The 14,137-nt window shown below is 31.1% G+C and carries 13 protein-coding genes and 2 tRNA genes; 10 read left to right on the top strand and 5 right to left on the bottom strand.

Annotation, left to right across the window (positions count from 1 at the left end):
- Positions 1-202 precede the first annotated feature (202 nt).
- Entirely contained in the window at positions 203-1,627 is a 1,425-nt protein-coding gene (locus AC2I98_RS11230) for an MATE family efflux transporter (protein ID WP_486411769.1), read from the top strand.
- 35 nt (positions 1,628-1,662) lie between these two features.
- Here AC2I98_RS11230 and AC2I98_RS11225 read toward each other — a convergent pair whose 3' ends face one another.
- Positions 1,663-2,988 carry a hydroxymethylglutaryl-CoA synthase family protein gene (locus tag AC2I98_RS11225; protein ID WP_486411768.1) on the bottom strand — a complete coding sequence of 442 codons (1,326 nt, stop codon included), beginning with the start codon at positions 2,986-2,988 and terminating at the stop codon, positions 1,663-1,665.
- A 175-nt stretch (positions 2,989-3,163) separates the two neighbouring features.
- Between AC2I98_RS11225 and AC2I98_RS11220 the strand changes: the two genes are divergently transcribed.
- Complete coding sequence (locus AC2I98_RS11220; RefSeq protein WP_486411767.1) at positions 3,164-3,802, top strand: HdeD family acid-resistance protein; 639 nt, start codon at positions 3,164-3,166, stop codon at positions 3,800-3,802.
- A gap of 40 nt (positions 3,803-3,842) precedes the next feature.
- Here the strand turns inward: AC2I98_RS11220 and cls are convergent, their stop codons facing one another.
- Positions 3,843-5,339, bottom strand: coding sequence for a cardiolipin synthase (gene cls / locus AC2I98_RS11215; RefSeq protein ID WP_486411766.1), 1,497 nt, complete (start codon positions 5,337-5,339; stop codon positions 3,843-3,845).
- Between the two features lie 134 nt (positions 5,340-5,473).
- On the opposite strand from cls, the gene AC2I98_RS11210 reads away from it, so the two are divergent.
- The 4 genes from AC2I98_RS11210 (at position 5,474) to der (ending at position 7,886) form a co-directional block, all read left to right on the top strand.
- Positions 5,474-5,546: transfer RNA gene (locus AC2I98_RS11210), tRNA-Phe, on the top strand.
- A 116-nt stretch (positions 5,547-5,662) separates the two neighbouring features.
- On the top strand, positions 5,663-6,013 hold the full coding sequence (locus AC2I98_RS11205) for a phosphomannose isomerase type II C-terminal cupin domain (RefSeq protein ID WP_486411765.1): 351 nt from the start codon (positions 5,663-5,665) through the stop codon (positions 6,011-6,013).
- Between the two features lie 31 nt (positions 6,014-6,044).
- Positions 6,045-6,473: an adenylyltransferase/cytidyltransferase family protein gene (locus AC2I98_RS11200; protein WP_486411764.1), complete on the top strand. Its 429-nt coding sequence runs from the start codon at positions 6,045-6,047 to the stop codon at positions 6,471-6,473.
- Between the two features lie 105 nt (positions 6,474-6,578).
- Entirely contained in the window at positions 6,579-7,886 is a 1,308-nt protein-coding gene (gene der, locus AC2I98_RS11195; protein WP_486411763.1) for a ribosome biogenesis GTPase Der, read from the top strand.
- 108 nt (positions 7,887-7,994) lie between these two features.
- Here der and AC2I98_RS11190 read toward each other — a convergent pair.
- Positions 7,995-8,068: transfer RNA gene (locus tag AC2I98_RS11190), tRNA-Arg, on the bottom strand.
- 190 nt (positions 8,069-8,258) lie between these two features.
- Between AC2I98_RS11190 and AC2I98_RS11185 the strand changes: the two genes are divergently transcribed.
- Together AC2I98_RS11185 and AC2I98_RS11180 are read left to right on the top strand one after the other, a co-directional pair.
- Positions 8,259-9,326: an ABC transporter substrate-binding protein gene (locus AC2I98_RS11185; RefSeq protein WP_486411762.1), complete on the top strand. Its 1,068-nt coding sequence runs from the start codon at positions 8,259-8,261 to the stop codon at positions 9,324-9,326.
- Positions 9,327-9,803, top strand: a complete 477-nt coding sequence (locus tag AC2I98_RS11180; protein ID WP_486411761.1) for a MepB family protein — start codon at positions 9,327-9,329, stop codon at positions 9,801-9,803.
- A 66-nt stretch (positions 9,804-9,869) separates the two neighbouring features.
- Here AC2I98_RS11180 and AC2I98_RS11175 read toward each other — a convergent pair whose 3' ends face one another.
- Positions 9,870-10,889, bottom strand: coding sequence for a phenylalanine--tRNA ligase subunit alpha (locus tag AC2I98_RS11175; RefSeq protein WP_486411760.1), 1,020 nt, complete (start codon positions 10,887-10,889; stop codon positions 9,870-9,872).
- Between the two features lie 97 nt (positions 10,890-10,986).
- On the opposite strand from AC2I98_RS11175, the gene AC2I98_RS11170 reads away from it, so the two are divergent.
- Together AC2I98_RS11170 and AC2I98_RS11165 are read left to right on the top strand one after the other, a co-directional pair.
- Complete coding sequence (locus tag AC2I98_RS11170; protein ID WP_486411759.1) at positions 10,987-11,643, top strand: ATP-binding cassette domain-containing protein; 657 nt, start codon at positions 10,987-10,989, stop codon at positions 11,641-11,643.
- Positions 11,636-12,628 carry a hypothetical protein gene (locus AC2I98_RS11165; RefSeq protein WP_486411758.1) on the top strand — a complete coding sequence of 331 codons (993 nt, stop codon included), beginning with the start codon at positions 11,636-11,638 and terminating at the stop codon, positions 12,626-12,628. The genes AC2I98_RS11170 and AC2I98_RS11165 overlap by 8 nt, the downstream gene beginning before the upstream one ends.
- 322 nt (positions 12,629-12,950) lie before the next feature.
- Here the strand turns inward: AC2I98_RS11165 and AC2I98_RS11160 are convergent, their stop codons facing one another.
- Positions 12,951-14,087 (bottom strand): aminotransferase class I/II-fold pyridoxal phosphate-dependent enzyme, encoded by a 1,137-nt coding sequence (locus AC2I98_RS11160; RefSeq protein ID WP_486411757.1) that lies wholly within the window; start codon positions 14,085-14,087, stop codon positions 12,951-12,953.
- Between the last annotated feature and the right edge of the window lie 50 nt (positions 14,088-14,137).

Raw genomic sequence — 14,137 nt, 5'->3', positions numbered from 1 at the left:
TTCTTTATATAATAGCTGTTTCTGTAAAGATAATAAAACCAAAAAGATAAATTGGTATTGAAAAAAATGATTTAAATTTGCGCAAAATCTCTCTCAGATTTTAGATTTAAAATGAATACTTAACACTTCGCGGCAACTTAACGTTTAATTCATTTTGATTTAATTTTTTATCAATTATTTTTAACACGTAAAACCTAAAAAGATGACTTTAGAAAAGTCTTTAACAGCCAAAATTAGGTCAATTTTTTCGTTGATTAAGCAATCTTTTTCAAGCGAGAACTTAGACTTAACCGCGATACCAATCAGAAAATCTGTATTCTTGTTAGCTATTCCAATGATGTTTGAAATGGTTATGGAATCTGTCTTTGCTTTGGTCGATTTATATTTTGTAGGCCATTTAAAAGAAAGTGCATTCGCCATACAAACCGTTGGTCTTACAGAATCTTTATTAACAATTATTTATTCTATTTCGATCGGAATAAGTATGGCAGCAACTGCTATTATTGCACGAAGAATAGGTGAAAAGAAGCCTGAAAAAGCTTCAGAAAGTGCTTCGCAAGCAATTTTATTATCCATATTAATCACTGTTGTGGTGAGTATTTTAGGATTCATATTTGCCAAAGATTTATTGATTTGGATGGGCTCTACTGAACAAGCTGCTGAATATGGTAAAAACTTTACCAAAATCATGATGTTAAGTTGTTTGAGTATTGTTCTCTTATTCTTGATAAATGGAATTTTTCGAGGTGCCGGAAATGCTGCAATTGCCATGAAAAGTTTGTGGTTAGCAAACGGGATTAATATTATTTTATGTCCAATTCTTGTACGCGGTTGGTTCTTTTTTCCTGAAATGGGATTAGAAGGAGCTGCATTATCAACCGCAATAGGAAGAAGTTGTGGTGTACTTTATCAATTGTATTGTTTGAAACAAAAAGACTCCTTAATCCAAATCAAATGGTCTTATTTTGTTCCAAAGTCTAAACTAATTCTCAATATTGTACGAATTGCTGTTCCCGCTATAGTACAATACATTATTGCAAGTTGTAGTTGGATAATTCTTGCACGAATTGTTGCTCAATCTGGTGGAGAAATTGCATCGTCTGGTTATCAAACAGCCTTACGATTGATGATGTTTTTTATGTTACCTGCTTGGGGATTAAGCAATGCTGCAGCAACATTAGTAGGTCAAAATTTAGGAAATAAAAATCCAGAAAAAGCAGAAAAATCTGTTTTAATGACAATGAAATTCAACATTATTTATATGTTGATTGTAAGTGTTATTTTCTATGGATTGAGCAATTATTTGGTTTCGATATTTACAACAGAAGCGCATATCAAACTTGTTGCAAAAGAAGGAATGTATATTTTGGCAAGTGGTTTTCTATTATATGGAATTGGAATGGTGATGATGAATGCATTTAACGGAGCAGGTGATACAATGACACCAACGATAATCAATTTTGTTGGATTTTGGTTATTTCAAATTCCGTTAGCTTATGTACTTTCTTATCATTTCAATTTGAAAGAAGAAGGCGTATTTATTGCAATTCCTGTTTCGGAAACTTTTATAGCTGTTTTGGCTTTTATACTCTTTAAAAGAGGAAAATGGAAATCGAAAATGGTATAAAAAAATCGCTCATATGAGCGATTTTTTTATATGTTTTATCCTTTAAAAGTATAATATCTAGCACCTTTCAAATCTGGAATTTCAGTTTCAATGCGATCTAAGGCAAATCCTTTCGAAGCATTAATTGATGTTTTCAGATTTTTATTGTGTAAATCTTGGTATTGTTCAAAAGAAATCGCTTCTCTTTTATTTAAATAAGTGAACAAATCCATCTTATTCATTACATTTTTCCAACCTTCACCAATTTGTCCTTGAAAAACTTTTGATTTAGACCCAGAGCCATAAGCAATAAAACCAACTGTTTTTCCATTTAATTCTTCATTGCTATCTGCACTTACTTGTAGAGCCGATAAAAATGCTGTAAAAACTGAAGCTGTGTACATATTTCCGATTTCCGAAGAAGCACGTTGAGTTGGTTCAACTTTTTCTTTGATTAAGACTTTATATTCATCCGATTTTGAAACAACTTTCAAGTTATCATTCGAATTATCTTGATTGTTTTCTAATGCAAAAACATCAGAAAACATTCTTTTTCCTTGAAAAGCATAAGGTAAATGGAAAGCAATGTATCGCCAATTTTCGTACAATTTTCCTTCAACACCTGCTTTTTCTTTAAAATTAAAATAAGCTTCTCTTACTCTATTCTTATAACATTCGTTAGAATATTGCCCTTCGAAAACTGGTTCATCTGAAAAAATTTCGATTTCAGATTTTGTTGTTTCTAAAGCATTTAAAATTGTTGGATTAGAAGTTGCTTGATGTGGTTTAAAGAAATCAAAAACAGATTCCATTCCAATTCCCCAATTGTTATCAAAAGCAATCAAATCAGGTTGATTCGAAATTAACATCGCTACTGCACCCGCACCTTGCGTATATTCTCCAGTCGATTCTAATCCATATTTTGCATAATCCGCCGCAATTACAATTGCTTTTTTATCAGGATTTACACGAACATAATCAATAGAATTGTGCATTGCATCTACTCCACCAACACAAGCAAACGTCATATCCACAACATCTGTATGTCTAAAAGGTCGTTCACCAAATTGTTTAGCCAAAACAGATTCTACCAATTGTACTGCATAAGTTGCGGTTGGTTTTGCTCCATCTAAAGCGCTTTCTGTTCCTAAATAAATTCGTCCGATTTCAGTTGGATTTATATCAAAATCTGTGATTAATTTCAACAAAGCATTCGCAGCGATAGTTGCTGTATCTTCATGAACATCTAAAACAGACATTTTTTTTAACCCTAATCCTATTTCAAGTTTATCAGGATCAATATTGCGTTGAATTGCTAAATCTTTTATTGGTAAATATATATGCGGAACGTAGATAGAAGCCGCCTCTATTCCATACTTCATTTTCGTTGATTTTTAAGCGAACTTCAAAGTTAAGGGTATTTTAATTTTATTCTGGCATGAAATAAATCCTGAATTTTAAGAAATCTAATTTCATTATAAATTACTCAAAAAAGAATGCTTTTAATTATAATATTTCTTAAATTTAAGAGTATAATTTAAAATATCAATTTTCAAAATGGCACGTACTTTTTACAAATCAATTAAAAATTCTATCAAATATTGGTGGATTTTACTTATCATAGGATTACTATTTGTTGGATTAGGAATTTATTGTTTTGCATTTCCTACTGCATCATATGTAGCACTTTCAGTCTTCTTTGCAGTTTCGTTTTTATTTTCAGGAATTTCAGAAATTATCTTTTCCATTTCGAACAAAGATGAAATTGATAGTTGGGGCTGGACATTAACATATGGAATTATTACAACTATTGTTGGATTTATGTTAGTTATTAATCCAATTCTAAGTTTAGAAGTTTTTGCTTACTATGTAGGGTTTTTAATCTTATTTCGTTCGATATCTGGAATTAGTTATGCGTTCGATCTTAAAAATTATGGTGTAAAAGATTGGGGAATTTCTCTGTTCTTAGCTATTATTGGATTAATCATTTCTCTAATTTTATTATCATCTCCGCAATTAGCAGGTTTAACAGCAGTAGCTTGGCTTGGATTAGCTGTAATTTCATCAGGATTATTTGCTATTTTTATTTCGCTTCAATTGAAGAAAATAAAAGATTTACCAAATAATGTTTCAGATGATTTACGAAAACGATACGAAGAAATTCGAAAAGAAATTGAAGATTTTAAAAATCAATAAATAAAGAATTCCACTCAAAAAAAAGTGGAGTTCTTTATTTTTATAATATTGGTGCTAATAATCTGCATATAGATGCAAATGCACGATTGTACCAAGGTCTATTTTCCCACTTCTCAATGGTTAATAACTCAGAATTATTTCTATCAATCATAAACTGGGTACTCATTTGTTTTAATAAAGTCTCATTTTCAATTACAGAAGTAATTTCAAAATTAATCATAAAACTGCGGTAATCTAAGTTTACTGTTCCAATAAAAGCCAATTTATCATCGACAGTAATAGTTTTGGCGTGAATAAATCCTTTTTCGTACAAATAAACCTTCACACCTCGCTTCATCAAAGGTTTCAGGAATGATAACGAAGCTTGTTGAACAATTACTGAATCGCCTTTTTTAGGAATCATCAACTCAACTTCTACTCCAGAAGAAACTGCAATCATCATAGCTGTTTTAAATTCGTCACTCGGAATAAAATAGGGTGTACACAACTGCACTTTCTTTTTCGCCAAAGTAATAGCTAAAATCATCGCTTCCATTGCAGAATGTAGATCACTACCTGGAGAAGAAAGCCCGAAACTTACTGTCGCTGCATCTTCAAAAATCTTATTTCGAGAATTATAAAAGTAACTTGGATCAGAAATATTAAATTTCTCACCCTCTGTCATCATCCAATTCAAATAAAAATGCAATTGCAAGCTATTAATCGCCTCACCTTCTATCATTACAGAAGTATCTCGCCAATACACTTTATTATTAGGGCTTTTTTCTCCATTTTGATTAATATATTTATCGCTAATATTGATTCCACCCACAAAAGCTTTTTGACCATCTACAATCAAAATTTTTCGGTGATTACGATAATTTGAATTAGCTAAAGAAGAAAATCGAACAGGAAGAAAAGTTTGAAATTGTATTCCAGTTCCTTCAAATCTTGCTTGATGTTTATTCAATTTCGGAGAACCAAAATCATCAGCTGTTACACGTACTTCTACACCATTTTTAGCTTTCTCTAAAAGAATTGAAATAATTTCATTACCAATTTGGTCCTCTTCAAAAATGTAATATTCTAGATGAATATGGTGTTCAGCTGATTTTAACGCTTCAAGAAATAAAGGAAACTTTTCTTCACCATTTACCAATAGTTTTACAACATTTTTAGTTGAAGGAGGCGAAACTCGTGCATTATTTAAATAACGATAAACTTGTGAAAGAGCATTTATTTTTTCATCAACTTTTAGTAAATCATCTTGAATAAGATTATCCATTTGTTGCCACTTTTCATTGATAATCTTTTGTTGATTTTTATCTATTCGCTTAAAAAATTCATCTTTCTTGAATTTTTGTCCAAAGAAAAAGTAAAGAATAATACCTATAAAAGGTATAAAAACAATCACTAATATCCATGCAATAGTTTTGGTTGGATTTCTGTTTTCGATTAAAATGGTAATAATAACCATAATGTAAAGAATCATTAAAGGAATCCAATACCATTGTTTTATAAAAGACCAAATGTCTAAAAGTGTTGCTGACCAATGCATTTTACTTGTTATTCGATTTTTTTATAAAAATAATTCAATAAAAATCAATTCATTAAAAAATAAACATAAAATATTTTCAAAATAATTTTGGAAATATAAAATAAACCTCCTTATATTTGCAATCCAAAATAGGCGGTGCCTTAGCTCAGTTGGTAGAGCAAAGGACTGAAAATCCTTGTGTCCCTGGTTCGATTCCTGGAGGCACCACTGCTTAAAACCTCAATCATTTGATTGAGGTTTTTTTATTTTAAAAAAGTTATAACAATTTATTAATTGAGTATTTTAAATGTTTATATCTAAATATTCAGTAAATTGCATTAAAGATGGAAATAGGAAATAGACCTTGGGGATCTTACTATGTATTAGAAGATACCGATATATATAAATTAAAACGAATAGAAGTGAATGTAGGTGGGCGTTTGTCTTACCAATACCATAATCATCGTGCCGAAGTTTGGACAATTGTCCAAGGTAAAGCTTTGGTGACCCTTGATGACAAAGAATATGAATACAATGCTGGCGAAGTAGTTATTATTCCACTAAAAGCTAAGCATCGTATCCAAAACATCGGAAATGAGACATTAATTTTCATCGAAGTACAACATGGTACATATTTTGGTGAGGAGGACATCGTTCGAATTGAAGATGATTATAACCGTAACAGCGAAGACTAAAACTAACTATAAAAATACTAAACTATAAACTATGAAAGTAGGAATTACATTCAGTGCATTTGATTTACTCCATGCAGGGCATATCAAAATGTTAGAAGACGCAAAACAACATTGCGATTATTTGATTGTAGGTTTACAAACTGATCCGACATTAGATCGACCAGAAAAAAATAAACCGACACAAACTGTTGTAGAGCGTTACATTCAGCTCAAAGGTTGCAAATTCGTCGATGAAATTGTCCCTTATGCAACAGAGCAAGATTTAGAAGATGTTTTGAGATCTTTTAAAATTGATGTTCGCATCTTAGGTATTGAATACCAAGATAAAAACTTTACAGGAAGAAAATACTGTGAAGAAAAAGGAATTGAATTGTATTACAACTCAAGAGATCACCGTTTTTCAAGCTCTGGACTAAGAAAAGTGGTCGCAGAAAAAGAACTTTTGAAAGTTGTTAAATAAAGGTTTTAGTAAGGTTAGAGATTATCTAACCTTTTTTTATGCACAATACTTTATCTATCAAAAAATTAATGTCAAAAATAAATCGAAAAATTATACCTTTGCAAAATGTCAAATATAGTTGCAATTGTAGGAAGACCAAACGTTGGTAAATCTACGTTCTTTAACAGAATGATTCAAAAAAGACAGGCTATCGTGGATGACACTTCTGGTGTTACACGTGACCGTCACTATGGAAAATCTGATTGGAATGGAAAAGAATTTACCGTAATCGATACCGGAGGGTATGTCGTTGGTTCAGATGATACCTTTGAAGAAGAGATCCGCAAGCAAGTTGAATTAGCTATTGATGAGGCAAATGTTATTTTGTTCATGGTAGACAATCAAGTTGGATTAACGGATATGGATAAGGAAGTTGGCAACCTTTTAAGACGCACTAAGAAGCCTACATTCTTAGTTGTGAATAAGGTCGATACCAACAAAAATTTAGACGATTCTTATGAGTTTTATAACTTAGGATTCGAAAAAATGTACACAATCGCTGCAATGAGCGGAAGTGGAACAGGTGAATTATTAGATGATGTAGTGGATTGCTTTACAGAAGAAGTACACGTTGATCCATTCGAAGGTTTACCTAAAATTACAATCGTAGGTCGTCCAAATGCTGGAAAATCTACATTAATCAATGCATTATTAGGTGAAGAACGTAATATTGTAACTGATATCGCGGGAACTACACGTGATTCTATCGAAACATTGTACAATAAATTTGGGCATGAGTTTGTTCTGGTAGACACTGCTGGTATGCGTAAAAAAGGAAAAGTTAGCGAAGATTTAGAATTTTACTCTGTCATGCGTTCGGTTCGTGCAATCGAAGAATGTGACGTTTGTGTATTAGTTATTGATGCAGAACGCGGAATTGAAGCACAAGATTTAAACATTCTTTATTTAGCAGAACGTAACCGAAAAGGTGTTGTGATTTTGATTAACAAATGGGATTTGTTAGAAAAAGAAACCAATACAATGAAAGAATACAAAGATGCTATTCTAAGACGTATTGCACCATTTACAGACGTTCCTGTATTGTTTATCTCAGCTTTAACAAAACAACGTGTCTTGAAAGCTGTAGATACTTTTATCGAAGTATATGAGAACCGTAGTCGTCGTATCAAAACAAGTAAGTTAAACGAAACATTGTTACCGATTATCGAGATTACACCTCCACCTGCAGTAAAAGGAAAATACATCAAGATTAAATATGTGACACAATTACCTACAAAAACGCCACAATTTGCGTTTTTCTGTAACTTACCACAATATATTAGAGATCCTTACAAACGATTTATCGAAAATCAATTGAGAAAGGAATTTAATTTTGAAGGAGTTCCGGTTGAAGTTTACTTCAGAAAGAAATAATAAAAATCCAAAAAGTCCATTTACAATTAGTAGATGGACTTTTTTATTGATAACAATAGAATTTAACATTCATAAAAAAAGCTCAACGATTGCCGCTGAGCATTTTTGTGACCGAGACAGGATTCAAACCTGTAACCTCTTGAGCCGTAATCAAGTGCGCTATTCAGTTGCGCCACTCGGCCAGTTGAAATAGTGAAAACTAATTTCCCTTATTTTCGATTGCAAATATACAGCACTTTTATCGGAAAAACCTAAGGTTTTGGAGAAAAATTTTTAACTATATTTTAATTTACAACGAATCAATTGCTTACAAAAATATTTTTTTATGATTTCATCCTATTTCTTAACTTGCCTGCTCTAAATTCAATCCAAATGATAAAAAAATTCATTCTAACCTCATTCGTTCTTCTTGCCATTAGTAGCTGTAAACAATCAAACGAAACAATCAAAACCGAAAAAGAAGTAACTCCTTTTCAGTTTGCAAAAAATATTTCTATCGAAGAAAATAGTGAAACTATCACTATCAAATCTTCAGGAAATACCGTTTCATTTGATAAAAAAGATTTACCTATCAAATCTGTTATGGTAGAAACTTCTGCTGCAATAACGTTTTTGGATGAATTAGGAAGCATCGATCTAATTAAAGGTGTTTGTGATGCAGATTTTATTTATAACCCAAAAATTGCAGAAGGAATTACAAATAAATCAATCTTAAAAGTTGGAAATTCAAACGAATTATTCACAGAGATTATTCTAAAAAATAAACCCCAATTGATTATTGCAAGCTCTAATCCTGTTTTGGCTAAATTTCATCAACAATTAGAAAAAAATGGAATTAAAATCTTGTATTTGGACGAATATAAAGAACAAAATCCACTGGGGCAGGTTGAATATCTGAAGGTTTTTGGAAAATTATTTGGGAAAGACCAAGAAGCTGAAAAGCGAGTAGAAATGGTTAAAAACAATTACGATTCTATCAAAACTATTATTCAAACTAAAGCACAAGGTAATGTTTCAACAATTGTCAATACAATGTATGGTGATATTTGGTATGTACCAACAAAAGATTTGTTACAAGCAAAGTTGATTGATGATGCGAAAGGAAATTACATTTTTAATGATAAAACGGGAGAAAATAGCTTGAGTTTGACATTTGAAGAAGTTTATACAAAAGGGAAATCTGCAAATTATTGGATCAATGTAACAAATGTGAATTCATTGGCAGAAATGAAAGCTTCTTATCCAAACTATGAATGGTTTGATGCATTTAAGAAAGGAAATGTGTACGCTTACAACAAACGTATGAATGCAAAAGGATCAAATGATTATTTTGAACAAGGAATTATACGTCCAGATATTATTTTAAATGATTTAGGAAAAATTTTCTATCCAAATTTATTCCCAACTTATGAGTTGTACTTTTATCAACAATTGAAATAAATGATTGAAATTATTCAACAATTCGAAGATTTTATTCTAAAACCATTGCATTTATCTATTTCAAATCTTGAAAAAGATGCAGAATGCAATGAATATGTTGGTTATAATTTCGAAGTGAAAGAATTATTATTCAAATTTCGAAAAGCAAAAATTACGCCTAAAAAAGTTGGTCAATTTGTGACATTATGGAAACGAAATGCCACTAAACAAACAGAACCTTTCAACGAAAATGATGCGTTTGATTATTACATTATTACTACCGAAGAGGAGTCAAAACTAGGTTTTTATATTTTTCCAAAATCAATATTGATTGAAAAACATATTTTAACCTCTATCAAAAAAGAAGGAAAAAGAGGATTTCGAGTTTATCCGAATTGGGTGAAACCTGAAAATAAACAAGCTGAAAAAACGCAAAATTGGCAACAAAATTATTTTGTAGAAGTAAGTGATCAAAAAAATGATTTAAAAACAGATTAAATCATTATTCCAATAAAAAAATCCTGCTCAATTGAGCAGGATTTTTTGTTTATAGTATTTTCTATTTTAGAATAACTCCGATTGGAATTGCTCTAAGAAACGTTTATCATTTTCTGTATACAAACGGATATCTCCAATTTGGTATAATAATAAAGCGATACGCTCTATCCCCATTCCGAATGCATATCCAGAGTATTTTTCAGGATCGATATCTACATTTCGCAAAACGTTAGGATCTACCATACCACATCCCATAATTTCTAACCAACCTGTTCCTTTTGTCATTCTGTAATCAGTTTCTGTTTCTAACCCCCAATACACATCAACTTCAGCAGAAGGCTCTGTAAAAGGGAAATAAGAAGGACGTAAACGAATTTCAGATTTACCAAACAACTCTGTTGTAAAATAACTTAATGTTTGTTTTAAATCTGCGAACGAAACACCTTCGTCAATGTATAAACCTTCTATTTGGTGGAACATCATGTGCGAACGAGACGAAATAGCCTCGTTACGGTAAACACGACCTGGCGCTAAGAAACGCATTGGTGGTTGATTGTTCTCCATATGACGAATTTGCACAGACGATGTGTGTGTACGTAACACAATATCTGGATCTTTTTCAATAAAAAAAGTATCTTGCATATCACGTGCTGGGTGATATGTTGGTAAATTAAGCGCTGTAAAATTGTGCCAATCATCTTCAATTTCTGGCCCTTCAGAAACACTAAATCCAATACGATTAAAAATCTCGATAATACGATTTTTTGTAATATTGATTGGATGACGAGATCCCAATGTAAAAGGCTCTCCTGGGCGAGTTAAATCTAAAGAAGAATCTGTTTTTCCTTCATTAGAAATTTCATTTTTAAGAACAGTAGATTTTTCAGTTGCCAATGTTTTTAATTCATTCACAACTTGACCAAATTCTTTCTTTTGTTCATTCGGAACCGATTTAAACTGTGTAAACAAGTCCGTTAAAATTCCTTTTTTTCCTAAAAATTTAATTCTGAATTCTTCAATTTCAGAAGCATTTGTCGAATGGAAGTTTTTTACTTCTTCAATATATTGTTTGATTTGGTCAATCATAATTTCTGATCAATTTAAGCACAAATTTAACGGATAATAGCCTTATAACAAATTATTCATGTAATTTTATCTGTATTCAACTAAAACTCTTTCAAAAATGACTCAGCCAACTTTAGAAATTAAGATCGAAGAAATTAACTATGGTTCTTCTAAAACTATCTTAAAATCTATTGATTTAAAAATTAATTCGGTTGGTTTGTATGGCATATTTGGGCGAAATGGACAAGGAAAAAGTACATTTTTGAAAACCTTATGTGGTTTGAAATCATACAAAGGCTCTATACATTTTAACAATCAAATTCTACAACCTTCTGATGTTGCTTTTTTAGCCACAGAACCTATGATTTATGAATACTTGACTGCTGATGAGTTTTATAAATTTTATCAAAAAGTTTCTGGTCGCAAGAACTCAAATTCGACGCGCATTTTTGATATTGATGAACGCGTTCTACTGAAAACAATGTCAACAGGAACGTTGAAAAAGGCCTATGTCAACACAATTTTGCAATTTGATGATTATAAAATCTACATTTTTGATGAGCCTTTTAATGGATTAGATATTGAAAGTAATTATGTTTTATTACACAAAATAAGAGAATTAGCGAAAGAAAATATTGTGTTTGTTTCCTCGCATATAATAGAAATTGTATCGCCTTATTTGACAAAAACATTTTATGTAAACGACCAAAAAATAACAAAAGTTGAAAACGAAAATATTATGAACTTGTTTATGCAATCAGTTGATCATGGATAAAATTTTCTACACACTAAAAATCATTTACATCAACCGATTTCGCCAATTAACACACAATGATTCTTCAGCTTTTTGGTTACCTTTTATACTTTATTTAGTCATTATTTTCAAAATGTTGAATGGTAGTTTTCCAAGTTTTCCAGCATTTGATTATAAAGAATATATACTTCTGTTTTTTAGTTTTATAGGAAGTCAATTCGTTAATATTCGAAAAGATTGGGGACTGCTAAACGGATTATTTCATGTAAAAAAAGTCTATTTCATTTACTTTATAGACCTCATTTTAGTCAATATTCTAAATATAATTGTTGCAATTTATTTGGGATGGATGATTAGTTTATGTTTAATTCTTACAATGATTTTATTCTTTACATTCTTCCGAGCAAAACAAAATCAACCATTTCTAAAACTTCCACTTCAACGTTTAGATGTTTTAAACATAATACAACTTAGAAGGTTTAAAATAAACTATTTACTTTTTATTGGCGCTTATTATATTTCGTATCAAGGGGTGATTGAAAATAACTTGAATTTATTTCTTGTATCAATTATCGGGATTTTTGCGATTCTTTTCGGATACGTGCAAAAAACTGAGAAATTAGCTTTTTTTGTAGGATCAAAATTATCAAATAGAAACTATATTATAAAAAACGAAATTGATTTTTGTCTAAATTATTTCATTATCATTCTGCCTTGTCTACTATTATCTATAGTGTTTAATTTCGGTTATTTTATCTATGGTATCAGTTGTTTGGGCATCGTTTTAATTACTTATCCAATAAAATATATTTTTATTAATCAACAAGTTCCAATAAGTTTACTTTCGTTTCTCTCTATCTGCTTTTTTCTAACGATTATTTTAAGTGAAAAAGTAGATTGGTTTCTTTATTTGAGTATTTTTCCTTTGAGTTTTATTGTACATCTTATTGCATTCCGAAAATTTACAAAGGAAAGAATTACGGGAGATTCTGGGTTTTATTTGTAGAAGATGTCGATTGGATATCCTAATTTATTTTTGATTATTATTTCATTTTTGTCTTGACACAAAAACGAAACAAAAAAGTCAAGGCTGTAAACCTCTCTACTAAAAATGTTATCATTTCACTAAAGATTTTAAAAACCCTACGGGCTAAAACCTTTTTAACGTTACATTCAAAAATTTTCTTAACGTGAGAGATTTAATGCCTATTTCTATATCCTTTTTCTATTTCAAATACACTTTTTAATAAGAAATTTATTTCATATTTAATAAACAAATCCTCCTAAGAAAACTTAAGAGGATTTGTTTGATATCTTATTTTTGAGAATTATTTTCCAAAAACTTCTTTTACTTTTACTGCAATTCGTTCACGCTCTGCATCTGTTAAGTTAGAACCAGAAGGCAAACATAATCCGTTTTCGAATAATTCTTCTGCTACTGTTCCTCCATAATAAGGCGAATCAGCAAAAACAGGTTGCATATGCATTGGTTTCCATAACGGACGAGATTCGATATCATCTTCCAAGAAAGCCAAACGTAAATCTTCGCGTGTTTTACCAGCTACTTTCGGATCAATTAAAATCGCAGATAACCAATGATTAGAGAAATAATCTGATGTTGACTCTGTGAATACAGTTACACCATCAATATTCGCAAACAAATCTTGGTAGAACTTATTCATTGCACGACGAGATTCTACTCTATCTGCTAATACTTCCATTTGTCCACGACCAATACCAGCCGTAATATTACTCATGCGGTAATTGTACCCAATGTGCGAATGTTGATAATGAGGTGCATTATCACGTGCTTGCGTTGCTAAAAAGACTGCTTTATCTTTATCTTCTTGTGTTTGACAAACTAATGCTCCACCACCAGAAGTTGTAATAATTTTATTTCCATTAAACGACAAACCTCCAAAACGCCCAAACGTACCACAAGCTTTTCCTTTGTAAGTAGAACCTAAAGCTTCTGCAGCATCTTCTATCACAGGAATGTTATATTTATCAGCAACAGCATGTACTTCGTCTACTTTATATGGCATTCCGTACAAATGCACTGCCAAAATTGCTTTTGGTGTTTTCCCATTTGAAATTCTATCTTTAATTGCTTCTTCTAATGCTATTGGACAAATGTTCCATGTATCTTTTTCAGAATCTACAAAAACAGGCGTTGCACCTTGATAAGCAATAGGATTTGCAGTTGCAGAAAACGTCATCGATTGACAAAGAACCTCATCACCATGTGAAACACCACATTCAATCAATGCTAAATGTAAAGCAGCTGTTCCCGCAGACAATGCCGCCACATGAACATCCGCCTTTAAAAATTTTGATAAATCTTCTTCAAATCCATTTACATTAGGTCCAAGAGGAGCTACCCAGTTAGAATCAAATGCCTCATGAATATATTTTAATTCATTCCCTCCCATATGTGGAGATGATAACCATATCTTTTCAGCCATTTTATAGTTGTTTTTGCTGTACAAATTTAGAGTAAAAGAATCAATTTTAA

This window comes from Empedobacter sp. EJD.6dd, from assembly GCF_057369435.1.
Note: the sequence above shows the minus strand (reverse complement) of the source record. Positions and strands in the feature narration are given on the sequence as shown.